This window comes from Okeania sp. KiyG1, assembly GCF_014132355.1.
In the GTDB taxonomy this organism is placed as follows: domain Bacteria; phylum Cyanobacteriota; class Cyanobacteriia; order Cyanobacteriales; family Microcoleaceae; genus Okeania.
This window is the reverse complement of sequence record NZ_BLZO01000089.1, coordinates 67,683-87,283: the sequence shown is the minus strand read 5'-3', so window position 1 is coordinate 87,283 and position 19,601 is coordinate 67,683. Positions and strand designations below refer to the sequence as shown.

Here is a 19,601-nt window from a genome sequence, read left to right as displayed (position 1 = left end):
AATTCCGAGTTTAAAAGTATATTTGGAGTACCTAGATATCAACCTAAAAAAAGGAAAGAAACTTTAACTAAACTAGACTATAAAAAATCATAGAAAAAAACAAAAAATCAGCAGCAATTGGATTTAAAGGTTCTCATTGATGGTGTATTTTTCCAAATAAATAATACAGGTATCGCCCGTGTCTGGAAATCTTTGTTAGAAGTATGGTCAAAAAATAGTTTTGGTGAAAATATTTTAGTGCTTGACAGAGCAAAAACCGCGCCTAAAATTCCCGGAATCAAGTATCGAACTGTACCTTTATATAACGAGGCAAAAATAGATGCAGATCGTCAAATGTTGCAGACAGTATGTAATCAGGAAAATGCCGATATTTTCATTTCTACTTATTACACAACACCTATTTTAACCCCATCTATATTTATGGGTTATGATATGATTCCAGAAATTTTAGCTAAAAATCTTGATAAGATTTCATGGCAAGAAAAACATCGTAGTATTCGACAGGCAATTTCTTATATTGTAATTTCTGAAAATACAGCTCGCGATTTAGTAAAATATTTTCCTCAAATATCTGCAAATTCTGTCACGGTAGCTCACTGTGGAATTGAACCTAAATTTTCTAGAGCGACTCCTCAAGAAGTTGCTAATTTTAAATTAAAATATCAGATTAATCGCCCATACTTTTTGATAGTAGGAGAGAGAATAGGTTGGCTGGGTTATAAAAATACTATTTTATTCTTTCAAGCTTTTGCTAAATTCCAAAAATCCGCAGAATTTGAGATTGTTTGTATAGGAGGAGATAGAAAATTAGAGCCAGAGTTAAGCAAATATATTTCAGGTAGTAAAATTCATTTATTACAACTGAGTGACCAAGAATTAAAATTAGCTTACTCTGGAGCGATCGCTTTAGTTTATCCTTCAAAATATGAGGGTTTTGGATTGCCTATTTTGGAGGCAATGGCTTGTGGTTGTCCGGTTATTACTTGTCAGAATGCTTCGATTCCAGAAGTGGCAGGAATAGCAGCTTTATATATAGATGATAATGATATTAATGGGTTAGCAAATGCTTTGGGTGAAGTGCAAAAATCTGAAGTTAGGCAACAATTAATTAGTGCTGGTTTAGCACAAGCTCAAAAGTTTTCTTGGTCTCAAATGGCTAAGATTATGACTGATGTATTTATTCAGACTTTTAATCGGATTAAAGTCAAGGAATTATCTGCTATGGAAGATAGGAAAGATTTAGGCGAAATTCAATTTCAAATAAATCATGGGCAGTTAGAAATGCAGCGTCATTTCTGGAATGTTAATTCTTTAGACAAAGCCATGTTTGAGGGAGTCTTTACTGATAATAAAATTCACACTATGTCTCTTCAAGAAAAAATGGAGGCGTGGGAAAGTAAAGCTCCTAATTTTACTCCGGCAACAGAAAGATTGCAGATAGTATTAAACAAGAAAAGAAAGTCGCAACTTTCCTGGGATAAGTTTCAAGATTTTACCTATTCAAAACGCAGTCACTTTAAGATATTCGATCAATTTGATTTCTACAAAAATATTCACCCAGATGCAGCAGACCTAAAATTTTATCAGGATACTCTTGTCTATAATTTTATTACTCAAAATTTACCACCTGGTGCAAAATTATTAGAAATAGGTGGGGGTAACTCCAGAATAATTGAGGCATTAAAATCGAATTATGAATGTTGGAACATTGATAAATTAGAAGGTCAAGGCAACGGTCCGACTCAGATAAAAAATATTAATGGTTATCGACTGGTTTTAGACTATATAGGTAATTTTAATTCCCAACTACCTAACAATTATTTTGATTGTGTTTTTAGTATTTCGACTTTGGAACATTTGCCAGAAGATGAGCAAACTTTTAAAAATGTCTGTGATGATATTAACCGAGTATTAAAACCAGGTAGCATCTCTCTACACTGCTTAGATATTGTCATCAAAAAAACATTTGTTTGGACGAAAGGTATACTGCCATATATATTCAAAAATATTCAGACGTTAAACCAGATAATTCCTTTTGAAAAAATGCAGCAAGACCAAGATTTATTTGCAATGTCTGAATTTGCTTATCAACGACATTGGCAGTCAATTACCAAACAACCTTATACGGAATTTGGTAAACCAGTTTCTTATAATATTCTCTGGCAAAAATCAGAAAAATTATTCTCGCATAATCTAATAGTTAAACAACCATTACCGAAAATTTCAATTGTCACTCCATCCTTAAATCAAGGTGAATTTTTAGAAGAATGTATTGATTCAATTTTGAGTCAAAATTATCCCAATTTAGAATACATAATTATGGATGGAGGGAGTACAGATAATTCTGTTGAAATTATCAAAAAGTATGAAAAATATTTGACTTATTGGCAAAGTCAATCAGATGGCGGTCATTATTCAGCAATTAATTTAGGATTTAACAAAGCCACAGGGGAAATTATGGCATGGTTAAATTCTGATGATAAGTATCATCCAGATGCTTTTTTTAAAGTTGTTGCAGCTTTCGAGAAAAATCAAGAAATAGAATGGATAATGGGGCGACCAACTCAATGGAATAAAAATGGAAAATTAGAGTATATTTCTCAAAATTTACCACCTTGGTCTCGTGCAGGATTATTAAATAAAGACTGGGAAAAATATCATCAATGGATTCAACAAGAAAGCACTTTTTGGCAACGTTCTTTATGGGAAAAAATTGGTTCTAAATTATCTACAGAATTTCAACTTGCTGGAGATTTTGAACTTTGGATGCGCTTCTCTCGTTATGCACAACTTTTTGTCATAGATACCTTAATTGGTGGATTTCGTTATTATCAAAATCAACGTTCTCAAAAGTTTAAAAATCAGTATCTAGAGGAGGTGGAAAAAATATTAGTTCGAGAATTAAATTTAATTGCTAAGGAGCAGTTTACTAATTCACAAGCAGCACCTCAAACTGTGCAAATTACATCAGCAGAAATTGATTTAATTAAACAGCAAATACAGGTACCAGTTAAAAATAATTTAGTAATAGTTACAAGTATTGCACCAGGTAATGAAAAAAATCAGCTATCTGCGATTGAAAGTTGGCAAAAAGTTGGATTTACTGTTGTCTCATTAAATAATCAGGCAGAAATTAATAATCTTGAATCTATATATAAAGATGTGACTTTTTATCCAGTTAAGCGTGATGCTAAAGCAATAGTAGGAAGACCTCTGATTTATGTTGACGATCTACTACTTTATCTCAAAAAATACGGCACAAAAATTTGTGGCATTATTAATTCAGATATTCGTTTAGAAGTAGGGGAAGATTTTCTATCTTTTATATCTCAAAAGGCAGAAAATTCTGTAATTTTTGGTTCGAGAGTCGATATTGAAAGTGCTGAATTAACAGGGGGTGAGGTTTATCAAAGAGGTTTTGATATTTTCTTTTTTGATAAAGTATTGCTAGAAGAGTTTCCTATTTCTAATTTTTGTTTAGGTCTACCTTGGTGGGATTTATGGATTCCTAGTATGGCAATAAAAAAAGGTTTGAATAGTAAATACTTGGTAACTCCAGTTATTTACCATTTGAAGCATAAGCTAAATTACAGTAACGATTTTTGGCAAACAATGGGAATTCATTTTGCTGATTTTTTTGACATAGACCTGAATAAAAAATTTCAGCAAATATTGGTTACTAATCCCAGACAGTTACAATTAGAGTTAACTGAATTTGCTCATCATACTATTCGTAATATTCATCAAAAAACAGAGAGAATTTATTATCAAAGTCAACTGCAAAACAGAAACAAAAATATAGATAATCCAGATATGAATAATTCTAACTTTGCTCAAATTATAGGTAAGTTCCCAGCTATTACTCCTTTGTCTGTTAGTAGCAAAAGACCATTTTTATCCATAATGATTCCTACTTATAAAAAGGTTAAATATTTAGAACAAACTCTTAGAAGTGTTGTACAACAAGCTCTGCCTCCAGAAGAAATGCAGATAGAAGTAGTGAATGATTGTCCTGATGCTAAAATTCAAACTCAAATAGAAGCTATTGTCCGAAAAGTAGGGGGAGAAAGAGTTAATTTTTATCGACATTTTCCACAAGATATCGGTCAAGCTCCGATTTTTAATATTTGTCTGCAAAGAGCAAGAGGATACTGGGTTCATTTACTCCATGATGATGATTTTGTCTTACCAGATTTTTATGAAAATATCCGTAGTGTAATTGAGGAAAATCCCACAATAGGAGCAGCATTTTGTCGCCACTATTATATAGATGAAAATGATAATCAAAAGATGGTCTCTTCACTAGAAAAAGAAACTCCTGGTATTATTCCTGAATGGCTAGAAAAAATTGCTGTAATGCAAAGAATACAATGTGCTTCGATAGTTGTAAAACGTAGCGTTTATGAAAAATTAGGAGGATTTTGTCCAGAGGCAAATTCCGCAGCAGATTGGGAAATGTGGAAACGAATAGCTACTTATTATTCTGTTGGTTATGAACCTCAACCTCTTGCTTGTTATCGTTTACATTCAGCATCAGAAAGTACGAGATTAATTAAGTTTGGTGGGAATATTGCTGATACTCGGAAATCTATCGAAATTTCCGAATTTTACCTCCCACCAGAAAAAGCCAAAAAATTATCTACTCAAGCAAGAGAACATTATGCTATTTCTGCCACTCAAATAGCACGACAAATGTTGAAAGTTGGAAAACTAGAAGTAGCGATCGCTCAAATTCAAGAGGCTTTAAAATGTAGTGAGTCCAATCAAGTAAAGGAGGGGATAATTTCTCTGTTTATTTCTTCAGATTCTACTCTGGAAATAAATACTACTCAGCTCTTTTCTGAAGTGTCTAAATATGTGGAGGAATATCAGAAAGATTTCTCCAACCAGTCAGTTTTAGATAATCTCCGTCAACTCCGTCAGAAAATTGCTAATTACTGGCTAAATTTACCTACAGAAAAATTAGAAAGTGCTTATTTAGGTGATGCTGGTAGAGCTAGTCAAAAGTTAATTGGTAGTAGTCTTAAATATGAAAAAATTACAGATACAGAAAAATCCTTAGTCAAGGAAATAAAAAATCATATTACTCAAGGATTAGATCGACAAAATTCTATTCAATATCTCTTAGCTGCAACTCTCTATTATTATCCCCATCAACTTTCACCAAACTGGTACGAACAAGCTCCAATTCCTAAATGGTTTATCAATGATTATATAAAATTTATGATTGACGCTCCTAGCTACTTTCAAGAAATAGGAGAAGCAGATAATTTTTATCGTTATACCTTCAACTGGACTAACTATCTACATCAAAGAATATTCGGTAACTCCGACTCAAAAATCTGGCAAGATATAGCTTGGTTTTTCACCCAAAAATCCAACTTTATCCCCCTCTACTTTAATAATGAAAATCTCAAAGACATATATATTAAACGTGCCGAAATAATGGAAATTGCCTTAGAAACTCAAGGCTTTAAACTCAATTATTCCTTTCCAGAAAGACCTACTAACCGGAATAAAATTCGTTTAGGAATTCTCAGCAGTCACTTTATTCCTCAAACAGAAACTTTTTCCACCCTCCCATTTTTTGAACATTTAGACAAAACTAAATTTGAAATAATCTTATATAGCAAAAACCTAACTGAATACCCCCTAGAAAAATATTGTCAAAGTCGTGCAGAGCGGTTCGTAAAATTACCAGATAACTTAAGCAAACAAGTAGAAACTATTCGCACCGACGATTTAGATATCCTCTTAATTGGTACTAATGTTACTGCTATTACTAATCCTATTACCTTACTTGCTTTACACCGACTAGCAAGAATTCAACTAACATCAACCTCTTCTTGCGTCACAACAGGAATGAGACATATTGACTATTATATATCTGGAAAATTAACAGAACCACAACAACAACCACAACAACAATATCGAGAAAAATTAATTACCTTAAAAAATACAGCTCATTGCTTCAATTACTATGCAACTCAACCAGAAAAACCAGTAGTTAAACCAACTCGAGAAAGTTGGGGAGTAACCGATAAAAATATAGTCTTTGTTTCCGGAGCCAACTTTTATAAAATTATTCCCGAACTGAGAGAAACTTGGGCAAAAATTATTGCTGCCGTACCAAATTCTGTTCTAGTTTTATATCCCTTTAATCCTAACTGGAGTAATACTTATCAAGCTAGTACTCATTTTGTTAACGACCTGCGCTCTACATTTAATAAATATGGCATTGATAAAAAACGACTCATAGTAATCAAAACATTACCAAGTCGGTCAGATATCAAAGAATGCTTGAAATTATGTAACATCTATTTAGACTCCTATCCATTTGCCGGAGTAAACTCCCTCATAGAACCCCTAGAAATAGGCATCCCAATAATTACAAAAAACGGTAATTCATTCCGCTCCTTAATGGGTAGTTCATTGTTGCGATCGCTCTCCATTCTAGACCTAATAGTTAACAACGAAGCAGAATATATTAATCTCGCTATTCAGCTTGCCAATAATTTAGAATTTCGTCAACAAAAACGCCAAGAAATTCTGGAAAAAATTGAGCAAAATCCTTCATTTTTAGACAGTCTTAGTTACTCTACAGAGATAGGTGAATTATTTCAAGGATTATTCCAAGAATGGCAAAATATTCACGCGCCAAAAACTCTAAAATCTACAGTTGAAGAAGGAAGAAGGAAGAAGGAAGAAGGAAGAGGGAAAAAGTGGATAGGAACTCAAACCATAACCAATTTTCAAAACCGTGTAGACGATAGGGTATTAAACCCAAAAGAAAAAGATAAAAATTCTTTAACTGCTGAATTTATCAACCGTTTGATTGGTTGTGTGAATCTCTATCAAATTGACCCTACTGACCAATCTTTAATAGAAGAATTACGTCAAATTCGTAAACAAATAGCTGATTTTTGGTTAGCTGTAGCTCCCAAAGAATTAGAAACTACTTATCAAGGCAAAATTAGACAAGCATATCAAACTTTATTAAAAAGTGGAATTCAAAACGAACCCCAAACTGAAGATGAACAAAAATTTCTCAAAGAATTAGCTGAGACAAGTATGGGTTTAAATAATCCAAAAGCTATTAATACATTTTTAGGGGCAATGTTATATTTTCCTCCAAGCAAAATGTTAGTCCGAGATGCTAAAAATCGTTTACCTCAGTGGTTGATAGAAGATTATAAACAGATATTTGAAAGTCGAGAAGTTGCCCAGAAGTTGGAAAAAGCTTTTAAATCTAAATCGCCTCATATACCAGAAAATTCTTCAGTCACAACTACTGAAGTTAGACCAGAAAAAAATGTAGTTTTAACAGCAAATCAAACAGATAATTTAGACATTTCACAGCAAAAATTTATCAATCAATTATTGGGTAGTGTGAATCTTTATTATATTGATCCATCTGATGAATCTGTAGTTCAAGAGTTGCGTAAAATCAGAAAACAAATGGCTGATTTTTGGATAAATTTAGAACCGCAAAAACTAGAAATTTTTTACTTGAGTGAAATGGGTAAAGGTTATCAAGTATTACTCAATAGCAAGATTCAAAATGAATCTTTAATAGAAAGCGAACAGGAATTTTTACGACAGTTAGCTGCTCAACTTTCTCAAGGAATAGAAGCGCCGAAAGCTATAAATTATTTATTAGCAGCAATGTTGTATTGTCGTTCTGAACAATTACGAATCGAAGATATAACTAAATTGCCTCAATGGTTACTAGAAGATTATCAAAAATTTGTGGGAAATCCTTGAATAAGGGAGTGGGGGAGTGGAGGAGTGGAGGAGTGGAGGAGTGGGGAGTGGGGGAGTGGGGGAGTAGGGGAGTAAAGGAGTGTGGGAGTGGGGGAGAAGTAAATATAAGAGAATAATTAGGGTTTGCTGAAAAGTCTTTTTTAACGAGTAGGGGAGCGGGGGAGTAGGGGAGTAGGGGAGTAGGGGAGTAGGGGAGAATTTTTTTTGCCCAACTCTTGCCCAAAAGACGCTCCATGCATGAGCATGAAGAGCTGAAAATCAGGTATTTTTTCAAGACCTAAAAAGTCTAAAACCTTTACCTGTAAATGCTTTGAGATTTATTCAGCAAGCCCTAATTAATATTAACTAGCTAATAATTATCAAAAATGTCATTGCCCCTGTATTAATTACTTAATAATTGAAGTTTTACCTCACAAAAGCATTCTTTTTTACCGATAAATTGTAGTCTAAAGTCTCCCTTTTTAAGGGGATGAAAAAAACAGAATTGCGTATTTTCTTGCTTCCTTATTGCAGAGGTACTGTTAACGTTTGCGTAGCATTCCGATAGGAAAGTTACGACCATAGGAGGCTAACTGGTAACTGATAACTGATAACTGATAACTGATAACTGAAATGACTTTTGGTATAACTTTCTATTATAGCAAAAAGTCAATATCAGAAGGAACTCCAACAATTTAAAATCCAGGCACTCAAAATTCCTAAATCATTTCGTAAATATGCAATGCCAGAAAAAAATTTGAGACTACTGTAATTCAAAAACCTAATTTTATTAATCATGGTTTTTCAATCAAATTATGATAATATAATCACTTAAAAGTAACTTAGTTATCAAAAAACAATTTCTTCAGGAAAATTAACCATGAGTGAATATACTGGCATTACTGATTATTACGATCTTTTAATGACCCAAGGTTATTATGACTATGAAGGAATGGCTATTGCAGTCAATTCTTTCATCAAAGATGGTCACAAAAAAATACTTGAATTGGGTGTAGGAACAGGATTATTAGCCGAAAAATTAAAAGCACTTGCTCCTGAAGCTGAATTTACAGGAGTGGATATTACCTCATCAATGCTCGATATTGCCAGAAAAAGATTGGGGGAATGGGGAGAATTAATAGAAGCAGATGTCTATATTATGGACCTCCAAGAAACCTTTGATATTGCTGTTTCCAGTGGCGGAGTTTGGGTAATAAACCAACGAGGTGATCGGACCGATCTAGGAAATCATACAAATGAGATTCCTCAAGATATTAAGGGACTAACTAATGTTGCTAAACACCTGTGTCAAGAAGGGTTATTACTGTTGAGTATTCAGGGAGAACATAAAAATTATCAAAAAAATCTCCCGACAGGAATTGTTTATTCTCAGGAGATAGAAAAAATTGGGGAAAACGATGAAATTGAATCCATTGAGAAAAGTTATTTCTTTAAGAAAGACGGAGAAATATTAGCTCAACAAACACTTAATTTGAATTACATTAAGCAATGGAAAAAAGAAGAAATTATGGAACAAGCTGGATTTAGTTTTGTTAGTATCCATGAAAGCCAAAAGTTTCATGTTTATCGTAAAAAATGAAACATATAATCAAATAATTGTATCCAAATTAAGCATGATAAAAATTCCCTGTGAAGTTGCATCAAATTGAGAAAAGAAATAGCTGATTTATTGATATGGATTTTTCAATCAAATTATCATGCAAATTATCATGGTTATAGTTACTAAAATCCAAATTATTTATTAGGGACTGCACTTTACTCCTGCAAAATTAACAATGAGTCAATATACTAATATCACCGATTATTATGATAGTTTTACTGATTATTACGATCTTTTGATGACTCAAGGCAATTATGATTATCAAGGAATGGCTAATGCAGTCTATTCTTTGATGAAAGATGGTCAGAAAAAAATACTTGAATTAGGTGTAGGAACAGGATTATTTGCTGAAAAATTATTGCCACTTGCTCCCGAAGCTAAATTTACAGGAGTAGATATTACTTCATCAATGCTCGAAATTGCCAGAAAGAGATTAGGAGAGTGGGGAAAGTTAGTAGAAGCAGATATCTATGATATGAACCTCCAAGAAACTTTTGATATTGCTGTTTCTAGTAGAGGTGTTTGGGTAATAAGTCAACGAGGCGATCGGACTGACTTAAGGAATCATACTAAGGATATTGATGAGGATATTAAGGGATTAATTAATGTTGCTAAACATCTGCGTCAAGATGGATTATTTCTGTTGAGTATTCAAGGAGAACATAAAAGTCATCAACAAAATCTTCCCACAGGAATTGTTTATTCTCAGGAGATAGAAAAAATTGGGGAAAATGATGAAATTGAATCCATTGAGAAAAGTTATTTTTTTAAGAAAGATGGGGAAATATTAGCTCAACAAACACTTAAGTTGAATTACATTAAGCAATGGAAAAAAGAAGAAATTATGGAACAAGCTGGATTTAGTTTTGTTAGTATTGATGAAAGCAAAAAGTTTCATGTTTATCGCAAAAAGTGAAATAGACGATCGTTAAATTTTAGGCAGTAGGGAATAATTAATAATTAATAATTAATAATTAATAATTAATAATTAGGGCTTGCTGATTAAATCTAAAGCCATTGACAGATAAAGGTAAGTGCCTTTGTTATGTCCGGAAAAAGTACAAGGAGTTAGGTCGCCCTTGGTTCCAAAAGGAGCGCATTTTGGAGTAAGTATGGCGGACAAATCAAGGAACCATTATAAAAGACAACCTCCTCTATAATTCCCACTTATCCTGACTCTTAACTACTCTCTACTCCCTACTCCCTTTTTATTAAAATAGTAGATAATTAATTTGAGGAAATTTCATTAAATATTATGAGTGTTGTTGCAGCCAGAAAATATTCGGATCGCTTAATGTTTGCCTCTGATAGTATTCGAGTATCCGGTCATTTAAAAGAAAATTATCGTGTTACTGGAGACGAACAAGGTAAACTTTTTGAAATTAATGGTTTAGTTATTGGTGGTGTTGGTTTGATTATGGAATTAAGCTTTATGCAGATTTTTGCCAGAAATCACAAACCTGCAGCGCCAACCGTAGAAGCTATTTTAGATTTCATTGTTGAGTTTTATACTTGGGCTAAATCTAAAGATGATTCTTTTTCTAAGAGAAATGATTATTTAATTGGAATTGAGGGGGAAATTTTCCGTATTTGTGATAGTTATTTAGTGGAAAAAATTAATGAATTTGCAGCTATTGGAGCTGGAGAACATTTTGCCTTAACCGCAATGTATTTAGATAAAAATCCTCAAGAAGCTGTAGAAATTGCTAATGAATTATGTGTTTACTGTTCCCCTCCAATTAACATTATTACTAAACAGCTTAATGTTCATAGTTAACGTGGTATAGCTGAATTTAGAATTCTGAATTTAGAATTTAGAATTCTGAATTTAGAACTCAGAATTCAGAATTCAGAAGTAATCTCTGACTAAGTTTAAGAATTTATAAATGTTCGCTCCCTATTTGCGTAGTGCTTATAATTGCCCAAAGCTGACAGTTGAATGCTGACCTAAAACCAATCTTCTTGTTCGTTATTTTGTCGTTTATATACCTGACCTTGACGATGAATTTCACGAGTTTTTTCATAGAGCTTTTCTTCAGTTAGATCCCACTTTGCCAATACTTTTTCTAAGTCTTTCTGAATATCTCTTGCACCAGGAAAACCACGATAACGAATTTTTAATCTTGCCAATTCTGCTAAGTTGTAAGGAGTATCTTTTTCTGTTAACAGGGTGTTAACTATTTCACGGTCTTTATGATATTGAGGATGCTGTTGCTCTTCTGATTTCATAAAAGTAAAGTAAGAAATAAGGGCGTTGCTGAAGCGCGTGTATGATATTAATTTTAATTACTTAGTAGTCAGGAGTCAGGAGTCAGGAGAAAGAAAAGTGCTTTTCGGTCAATTAAGTAAAGATAACATCTAATTTTGCCATTCAAAGAATGACTATGATGATAACAATTACTTTTTTACAAAAAACAAGTAAGAAGGAAAAATAGCTAGAGTGATTTGGAAAAATTAATAGCTGGCCTCTAGACAAAAAACAGATAATAAATGTCTATAAATGTCTAATACAAAAATTATTTGAGGCTGCACAGAATTAGGTGTTAGGTATTGGGTTTTATACCAATTTTATGTGAGGTGGCACAGAATTATGAAATTTATTAACTTGTCTATAAGGTAATTATTAATTATTAATTGTTGAACTACCTTTGCCAAAAAAATATTCAGGATATCCTATTTAATTCTATTGACTATGCCACTTTTTAAACAGACTATCTTGATGATTGTTTTGAGTATTTTTAACTAAATCTGGCTGAATTTCTAAAGCTCTTTCTTGAAAAAAAAATGCTTCGTAAAATCTACCTTCTTGTTCTAAAATTTTGCCTAAATTCCAATAAGCTGCTGCTATATCTGGTTTGAGATTAATTGCTTTTCTATAGATAATCATTGCTTCATCAATTTGCCCTTTTTTATAAAACATACTACCCAAATTTACAATAGCTTCAACAAATTTCGGATTAATCTTTATCGCTAATAAATAAGCACGAATCGCAGCATTTACTTTATTTTGTACTTGTAGTATGTTGCCTAAAGTTTTATAAGCTGGAGCAAAATTTGGTTGATTTCTTAAAATTCTATGACAGAGGGCGATCGCTTCTGTAAAATTTCCTTGATTATAATAAGTTTCTGCTAATTTATTAATGGCATCAACATCATTTTCTTCAGATTTCCATAACTCCGAGTAATAGTTTTTGACTTGACTTGATGGAGTATAATTTTGAGATTTATTACCCTGTTGAAAACTTTTTTATCTTGTAAATTTAGATTCATCTTACTTCAAATACCTATCTCCAGAAATTTGATTTTTTACTTTATAGCAGAAGGAAGAAGGCTTTAGTTATCTAGGAGAGAAGGAAGAAGGAAAAATATTCCCTCTTCCTTCCCTATAAAAAAGAAACATGAGCGCTCACAACTCGCCAACCAAAAGAAGTACGCATCCAAGTTTGACTTTGCCTACCAACCTTTCCAGTTTCTTGACGTTGAAATTCAGTATTTACTGTAGCAAAATCTCGACCATAAGTAGTAATAACAGTATTCATCAATACCCGCTCTAAATTAACCTTTCCGCGAGCTTTCCTAAAAGCAGCTATTGCCTCATACCCATAAAGATTTGCATTAACTCCATAACGGATAGTATAAGGACTATGCCAAAATAATTCATCTAAAATATTGACATTATTACCAATCAAAGCTGCTTCATATTCCTCAAATACTGTTGTTACTTCTGTAACTACATCAGGAATATTAATCTCCATTTTAATGATTCTCCTAATCACAATACTCTAAAAAATTTTCTGGAACTATTTTCAATTCTCCAGACTTAAATCTATCTATTGAAATCCAAAGTGCGGTTTTCTTTCGTTCCTTCTCCCAAAAAGTTAATTCTTTTCTTTGATAAAACTTTTTATCGGCAAAATCACATTTATATAATTGAATTAACTCATGTCTTTCCTCCCCATTAAATATAAAAATGTTTTCCATGCAACCCAGATATTTAATATTAGTCAATTCAGCTTGAATCTCTTCTTGAAACTCTCTTTGTAAAGCATCACGACTGTATTCTCCAAAATCAACACCCCCACCCATAACCCGATAGAAAAATTCCTGTTTTACAGAGTCATAACCTTGAGAAATAAACAAGCGATCGCCATCTCTAATTAAACCCAAAGCTAAGACCCTAATTTTATTCTTCTTACTCATATAATTTTCTCAGATAAATATCAAGGGTAACTTGGAAAGATAAGTCATTCAAGAATTTATAATTTAGAATTTATAATTTAGAATTACCTCTCCTTTAAAACAGATAGGATTGACTCAAAGGAAAATTTTTCTTTTTACCCTCTTAAAAGAGGAGGCTTTCAACCACAATTTTTCGGTAAAAAAGAGCAATTTGGTTAATTTTTAACAATATAGAAAAATAGAAAATTACCGAAAAATTCAGGTATAAAGCCTCTCCATTCATGGAGAAAAAAGCGGTCGATCTTCGCAGCGCACCCGTTGGGTGGGATGGCGAGGAAACCTGCGCCATATCCATGAGACCAAGAAAAGAAAAAAAATCCTTTTATCCAATCCTCTTATTTATAAGAAGAGGTAATTCTAAATTCTTAATTCTAAATTCTTAATTTTTGAACATCAATTATTATCATAAAAACCCATTTCATCATTATTTTCTGGCACAGGCCAATCCTCATTTTGCCCCCCAATAATAAGCTTTTCTATTTTGACAAACTCTTCATCTAATCGTTGAAAACTATTAGTCAAAATATCTATTGCTAAAGCATCGCTAGTTCCCAAATCAAACCAACAACGACCCCAAAATCCTTCATATTCTACTTCTCCCATATTGTGCATAACAGCCATCATACTTTGACCCGCAACTTCCTGACTATATTCCATATAACTAACTTCTATTCCTGCATCTTGAACCTGTAGATTTTCTGCATTAAAGCCACCTAGTTTTCCTAATAAAAACCAGGAATCAAATAGTTCCTCTATGTAATGCTTTTCTGCTGTTGAAGGAACAGTGCTAAACTCTAACCAAATCCACACATCAAAAGGATTAAATTCGCGAAATTGTATTTCCATAAATATTTTTCATGCCTGATTTTGTTTAGACTAACTCGAGTGATTTATCAATATAACAATCTGAGTATAAATTATCAAAAATTTCCAGGATAAAAAACTATTAATCCTGACATTTTTCTCTTAATTCCCAGATATTTTCTCTATAGCCACCTCAAGAATTGTTATAGAAAAAATTAACTTTAGTTAAAAATTTATACTTTTGAATTAGCAATTTAACTAGCTATTAGCTATTAGCGTTTCCATACCGGAATGCTCCGCAAACAGCTATAAACTTGTAGGGGCGTTTTGCTCCGCAACATATAAAGCGCAGCTTTGCGTCAGCAAATGGCCATTAGCCCCTACTTGGGGTTTAAATCCCCTTCTAAACATTTACTGCTGAGTGCTGATTCCTGATTGCCGATCGCTAACTGCTACTTTAAAGCAGTGGTAATTCTGTTGGTCCCCATGTCCCCGAACCATCCCTAATAGCATCTCGCATTGGGTCACAAGGTCGTTTACCATCATCTATATTATTAATATTTTTACACTGTTCAAAAAATACTTGTGCTACCAAACGTCTTGGCATTTTATCTGACTTTTCCAAAGCCATATCAAAGTTTTCCCTAGCTTTTTTTCTCATTGATAAATCATTATCTTTATCTCGAGCTTGAGCAACTAGAATTTGTGCTTTTAGGTAATGTACTTCGGGATTATCTGGAACTTCTAACAAAACTTTATCCACATATTCCAAAGCTTTTTCAAGTTTGTCTAAATCTCGATAAGCTACTGCCACTCCTCGATAAGCTAAATGATGAGGATAAGCTTTTTCTTGCAATGTTTTTATTGCCTTTTCCGGGTCAGAAAATGGTAAATTAACAGCCAACATTAAATCCATATATCCTTTGAGCAAATTTAACTCTGGATCTGATGAATTTATTCTCTCTGCTGTTTCAAAATGATTCAAAGCTTTCCGAAGTTTCTCCAGAGCTTTTGGAGCGCCTTTTAATGTACCTTCAGTAGATATAATATAAGCACCTTCTAGAAATTGACCAGTTGCAGCATAAATATTACCGCGAACTGGATTTATTGCAATTAAATTTTCTGCTACTTCAGTAGTTTTCTGGGCATACAATTTTAACGATTCCCAATTTTCATCTAAGTAATGTAAGGAAGATATCATTGCATAAACAAGTGGCTCACTTATCTCTTCAGATTCAGCTATTTTAAGATAATCTTTTGCTTGTTTATAATCTCCTTCCTCAAACATTGCTTTAAAAGCAGCTTCAGTTTTTTCTCCTATTTCAATAGGATTTTTTTTGCGAAATGGGTCTCCTATTGCTGGATTTACTAATAGATTTAAACAGATTAAAGTAGCACTAGAAAGAACTGATATTTGTTTCAAAAATGGAATTTCTTTACACCAAATCAATGAAGTTTTTAGCATAAGTTATTTTGAGACTAATTAGATTTTTAGGCTGGTTAGGTTGTTAATAGAGAAATTTACTACTAGAGTTGATTTTGTGATGTTCTATAGTAAGCATTTCCTGCGGAATGCTGCGCAAACAGCCGTCAGCTATCAGCTATCAGCTATTGCTTTTAGTTAGTGATCAAAGCTTTCTTAATTGAGAAACAAAAAATCTTACTACAAAAGTCAGTTCCAAAGTCTATATTCATGTAAACCTCTTTCTTAAGCACAGGATATTATTGCTGTTAACGCAGTTCCTCCGGAGGAGGCTAGCTGATGACTAATAGCTGAATGCTTACGTTCTATGTTATTATCTAAGCTAGATTATATATAAATTTTTAGACAATTTTCATCTAAATCCAGAAAACGTTTTAACCCAAACTCAGAAAAATTTCTGAGTAGAAACAATAAAAAAGATATTTAAAAGAACAAGGGGTCATTTCAGTTATCAGTTATCAGTTATCAGTACCTCTGCTTGAAGTATTGGGATTGAAATATTGAAGTTTATTTTTTTTTCATCTCCTTGAAATGGGAGGTTTTAGACCTCATTTTTTGGTAAATACAGAAAATTAAATTCTCCCTTCTTCCTTCTTCTTTCTTCCTTTTTCCTTTTTCATCAATGCTTTATCTCAAAAACCTACATTATCATCCAGCAGCTAGTACCACCCCTATTCTCAAAAATATAAATCTGGAACTAGCACCTCAACAAATGGGACTAATTATCGGTCGTAGCGGTTCCGGCAAAACTACATTATTAGAAATATTAGCTGGTTTAGCTGAATGTTCTAAAGGAGAAATTTGCTGGCGAGACCAAAAATTAACCTCCGAACATCTACAACAACTCGGTGGTTTAGTATTTCAATTCCCAGAGAGACATTTTTGTGGTGCTACTATTCTCGAAGAATTACGATTAGGCCATCCAGAAATACGGCCAGAACAAATATCCTCTGCTCTGGAAGAAGTAGGACTTCAGGACCTATTATTAAGTACATCACCTCATGCTTTAAGTGGAGGTCAGCAACGTCGCCTCGCTTTAGCAGTACAACTAATTAGGCAACCTCATCTATTAATGTTAGACGAACCAACAGCAGGATTAGATTGGTCAATGCGAAAACAACTTGTCAATTTACTGGCTAAATTGAAAAATCATTGGAGTTTATTGATTGTTACCCATGATGCTAGTGACCTTTTACCCATAGCTGATAAATGTTGGACTTTAAATAAAGGAAACTTGGAATGTAGAATTTAGAATTCAGAATTTAGAATTGGGAATTGAGAATTCAGAATTTAGAATTTAGAATTTAGAATTTATAAGTTAATTGAGCTGGTTTTTCATTACTGAGGACTTACGCAGATACGCTATATATAGTACTCATAACTATTGTCCAATAGTTACTGGACTCTATACACAGTGTCTTTGCGTAAGTCCTGTTACTATCAATGTCTCCTGAAATTTAGATAAAAGTTATCAAGAGGCGATCGCTCATTTGAAGTCAGAAGTCAGAAGTTTGAAGTCAGAGGACAAATGTTTGGGATAGTATCAAGAAAGAATTGAAAAGTAGTTATGAAGATTCGGTGTTGGAACATTTGGCAGGTACTACCAGCGCACCGTTTGAACCAGGGGAGTATTGGGAAATAGTAGTTAAGGCGATCTACGATCAAGGGAATGAGTTGTTGGTTGTTAAGAAGTTGGATTAATTGAAGGTAATTATTATGAGTGATGAGAATGTGGATAAATTGTTAGTAGATAAATTGTTATCCGAATTCAGAAAGTGTCTTAAATTATCTTTTAAATTAGATGTAGATGAATTTAGGATATCAAATCCTGAGCAAGATCAAGATGATTTTTTTGAAAGGTTGTATTTTGAAATTACTTCTAAAATCAAGAAAAAATACCAACGACGGATTAGATCACTTATTATATTCATAGAGTTAAATGAAACCAATAATAAAACAACTAGCAGTGTTTCTATAATTGAGTCTCTACTTGAGGCAGTCAATCAGCAAGTAATTAAGTTAATTGAGTTAAATTCAACCGAAGAAAATACGTCTATTTTATCTAAAATTGAGCTGGTACATAAAAAGTTAATTGAACTAGCTGAATTTTTAATTGAGCGAGATATAGCTGCGCAGGACGAGGTAAATATTCTATCAATAATTGAAATTGAGCAACATTACCTAAAATTAGTGGGGCTAGTAAAATCAAATTTAGCTCAGAGTGATAGGACAAGTGTTATCTTTGCAATCAAGGTAATGTATGGAGCAATACAGAATACAATAATTGGAGATATTTTCTTTGTTCTAAGAGGTAATCGTAAGTCTGATTTTGCTTTTCTAATTAAGGCTCAATATCAAAGGTTAATTGAGTTAATGGAGTTAAATTTAATCGAACAGAACAGTACAGATTTTATCACTACTGTAATTCATCAATTTTTAATGGACTACTCTTATCATAAACCTAAAAAAAAGCCAGCTCACGTACCTAAAATCAAAGCCTTATACCAAGAAATATTGAGTTTCATCCCTACAAATAAAACCATACATGAAAGCATCATAATTACTGACAAAAACCTCAGTAACAAGAACAACTCAATTAGTTTAGTCAAAGGAATTTTCCTCTACACAGATATAAATTCAGAAATAGTAGACTATGTAAATAATCACTATGACCATTTTGACGACCTAACTGGTGATTGGTGCTACATATATGTACTAGAAAAAAAGGGAATTAATTGTAAACGATTGAAAAAGTATTGGAAGGAATTGCTTTTATCAATGCTACATGAAAGATTTAAACCTCTCAGCCCTTATTTTAAAGAGTCTTCTTGTGCAAAACCTTTTAATAGAAATGAGTCTTACAAAATAGCAAAAGATTTAGGTATCCGTAAAGACCAACTCCCCTGCATAGTATTCTTGCCACCTTTAACAGAAATATCTGGTCAAGAAAAGCTTGTAATTCCCGTTAAAGAACCGTCTACAAAATATTTAGAGAAAGTCTTTTCAACTCTGGAAAGTATAGTTGATGAAGCTAAGGAGCAGAATAAATATGAAGCAATAAAAGTCAAGTTTGACGACATTATCCAATATTTGGAAAACAATTCAGAAAAGGTTGTTAAACAGACAACTACTGAGTATCAAATTCATGGTACTAACATTTTTGTCAATAGTGAAATAAGGAGATTAAATATGACTAACGAAAATAACCCTTATATTAATACTGGTGATGGTGCTAATATTAATAGCGTTACTGGTCAAGGAAAAATATACACAGCAACTCAAAATCAATATAATTACCCCCCAGAACAAAAGCAAAATTTAGCTGAGGCAGCAAAAGAAATTCAACAATTATTACAACAATTGTCTAAACCGGACTATTCTGCAACTCCTACGGAAAATGCAATAATTGTAGGTGAAGTAATGCAGGAAATTGAGAAAAATCCCTCTCTGAAATCTCGAATAATTGAAGCTTTAAAACAGGGAGGAAAAGAAGCTTTTAAGGAGTTGATAGACCATCCAGCAGTTAATGTTTTGATGGCTTCAATTGATGGCTGGAATAATGCGGAGTAGGAAATAATACTGCTTATTAATGCTGTGTCGAGTATCCCTCAACTTGTTAAAAAATAGGAGAAACACAATCACGACTTACGCAGAGAAACTATATATAGCGTTCCAAAACTATAACGTTATAGATACATAGTGTTTGAGACT

13 protein-coding genes and 1 pseudogene are annotated in these 19,601 nt (G+C 32.9%); 7 read left to right on the top strand and 7 right to left on the bottom strand.

The features are described from left to right. The first annotated feature begins 117 nt into the window (after positions 1-117). The 4 genes from SAGCYANO_RS45085 (at position 118) to SAGCYANO_RS20310 (ending at position 11,141) form a co-directional block, all read left to right on the top strand. On the top strand, positions 118-7,764 hold the full coding sequence (locus SAGCYANO_RS45085) for a glycosyltransferase (protein ID WP_307785941.1): 7,647 nt from the start codon (positions 118-120) through the stop codon (positions 7,762-7,764). 859 nt (positions 7,765-8,623) lie between these two features. Then, entirely contained in the window at positions 8,624-9,343 is a 720-nt protein-coding gene (locus tag SAGCYANO_RS20320; RefSeq protein WP_202221723.1) for a class I SAM-dependent methyltransferase, read from the top strand. A 196-nt stretch (positions 9,344-9,539) separates the two neighbouring features. Beyond that, positions 9,540-10,280, top strand: coding sequence for a class I SAM-dependent methyltransferase (locus tag SAGCYANO_RS20315; RefSeq protein WP_202221722.1), 741 nt, complete (start codon positions 9,540-9,542; stop codon positions 10,278-10,280). Positions 10,281-10,619: 339 nt separating this feature from the next. Further along, on the top strand, positions 10,620-11,141 hold the full coding sequence (locus tag SAGCYANO_RS20310; RefSeq protein ID WP_202221721.1) for a hypothetical protein: 522 nt from the start codon (positions 10,620-10,622) through the stop codon (positions 11,139-11,141). A 170-nt stretch (positions 11,142-11,311) separates the two neighbouring features. Here SAGCYANO_RS20310 and SAGCYANO_RS20305 read toward each other — a convergent pair whose 3' ends face one another. The 7 genes and pseudogenes from SAGCYANO_RS20305 to SAGCYANO_RS20280 form a co-directional block, all read right to left on the bottom strand. Further along, positions 11,312-11,593: a DUF3288 family protein gene (locus SAGCYANO_RS20305; protein ID WP_202221720.1), complete on the bottom strand. Its 282-nt coding sequence runs from the start codon at positions 11,591-11,593 to the stop codon at positions 11,312-11,314. Positions 11,594-12,047: 454 nt separating this feature from the next. Beyond that, positions 12,048-12,284: a tetratricopeptide repeat protein gene (locus SAGCYANO_RS50525; protein WP_375339964.1), complete on the bottom strand. Its 237-nt coding sequence runs from the start codon at positions 12,282-12,284 to the stop codon at positions 12,048-12,050. Positions 12,285-12,326: 42 nt separating this feature from the next. Continuing rightward, positions 12,327-12,506, bottom strand: a pseudogene (locus SAGCYANO_RS50520) (tetratricopeptide repeat protein); the annotation flags it as partial. Between the two features lie 241 nt (positions 12,507-12,747). Beyond that, a complete protein-coding gene (gene hpxZ / locus SAGCYANO_RS20295) occupies positions 12,748-13,119 on the bottom strand; it encodes an oxalurate catabolism protein HpxZ (protein ID WP_202221719.1) in 372 nt (123 codons plus the stop codon). A gap of 13 nt (positions 13,120-13,132) precedes the next feature. Continuing rightward, the gene (locus tag SAGCYANO_RS20290) at positions 13,133-13,564 is read right to left on the bottom strand and encodes an NUDIX hydrolase (RefSeq protein ID WP_202221718.1); all 432 of its coding nucleotides are present in this window, start codon (positions 13,562-13,564) and stop codon (positions 13,133-13,135) included. Between the two features lie 432 nt (positions 13,565-13,996). Then, entirely contained in the window at positions 13,997-14,449 is a 453-nt protein-coding gene (locus SAGCYANO_RS20285) for a DUF3531 family protein (protein ID WP_202221717.1), read from the bottom strand. Positions 14,450-14,864: 415 nt separating this feature from the next. Then, positions 14,865-15,872, bottom strand: a complete 1,008-nt coding sequence (locus SAGCYANO_RS20280; protein ID WP_202221716.1) for a Sll0314/Alr1548 family TPR repeat-containing protein — start codon at positions 15,870-15,872, stop codon at positions 14,865-14,867. 640 nt (positions 15,873-16,512) lie between these two features. Here SAGCYANO_RS20280 and SAGCYANO_RS20275 point away from each other — a divergent pair. The 3 genes from SAGCYANO_RS20275 to SAGCYANO_RS20265 all read left to right on the top strand — a co-directional run bounded on the left by SAGCYANO_RS20275 (position 16,513) and on the right by SAGCYANO_RS20265 (position 19,460). Further along, on the top strand, positions 16,513-17,142 hold the full coding sequence (locus SAGCYANO_RS20275) for an ABC transporter ATP-binding protein (RefSeq protein ID WP_202221715.1): 630 nt from the start codon (positions 16,513-16,515) through the stop codon (positions 17,140-17,142). Positions 17,143-17,444: 302 nt separating this feature from the next. Next, positions 17,445-17,591 (top strand): hypothetical protein, encoded by a 147-nt coding sequence (locus tag SAGCYANO_RS20270; RefSeq protein ID WP_202221714.1) that lies wholly within the window; start codon positions 17,445-17,447, stop codon positions 17,589-17,591. A 15-nt stretch (positions 17,592-17,606) separates the two neighbouring features. Further along, a complete protein-coding gene (locus SAGCYANO_RS20265) occupies positions 17,607-19,460 on the top strand; it encodes a hypothetical protein (protein WP_202221713.1) in 1,854 nt (617 codons plus the stop codon). Positions 19,461-19,601: the final 141 nt, after the last annotated feature.

Bases quoted from the DNA above. Each gene is read 5' to 3' on its own strand.
- SAGCYANO_RS20320 (WP_202221723.1), top strand. From the start codon at position 8,624: ATGAGTGAATATACTGGCATTACTGATTATTACGATCTTTTAATGACC.
- SAGCYANO_RS20315 (WP_202221722.1), top strand. From the start codon at position 9,540: ATGAGTCAATATACTAATATCACCGATTATTATGATAGTTTTACTGAT.
- SAGCYANO_RS20310 (WP_202221721.1), top strand. From the start codon at position 10,620: ATGAGTGTTGTTGCAGCCAGAAAATATTCGGATCGCTTAATGTTTGCC.
- SAGCYANO_RS20305 (WP_202221720.1), bottom strand. From the start codon at position 11,593: ATGAAATCAGAAGAGCAACAGCATCCTCAATATCATAAAGACCGTGAA.
- SAGCYANO_RS50525 (WP_375339964.1), bottom strand. From the start codon at position 12,284: ATGTTTTATAAAAAAGGGCAAATTGATGAAGCAATGATTATCTATAGA.
- hpxZ (WP_202221719.1), bottom strand. From the start codon at position 13,119: ATGGAGATTAATATTCCTGATGTAGTTACAGAAGTAACAACAGTATTT.
- SAGCYANO_RS20290 (WP_202221718.1), bottom strand. From the start codon at position 13,564: ATGAGTAAGAAGAATAAAATTAGGGTCTTAGCTTTGGGTTTAATTAGA.
- SAGCYANO_RS20285 (WP_202221717.1), bottom strand. From the start codon at position 14,449: ATGGAAATACAATTTCGCGAATTTAATCCTTTTGATGTGTGGATTTGG.
- SAGCYANO_RS20280 (WP_202221716.1), bottom strand. From the start codon at position 15,872: ATGCTAAAAACTTCATTGATTTGGTGTAAAGAAATTCCATTTTTGAAA.
- SAGCYANO_RS20275 (WP_202221715.1), top strand. From the start codon at position 16,513: ATGCTTTATCTCAAAAACCTACATTATCATCCAGCAGCTAGTACCACC.
- SAGCYANO_RS20265 (WP_202221713.1), top strand. From the start codon at position 17,607: ATGAGTGATGAGAATGTGGATAAATTGTTAGTAGATAAATTGTTATCC.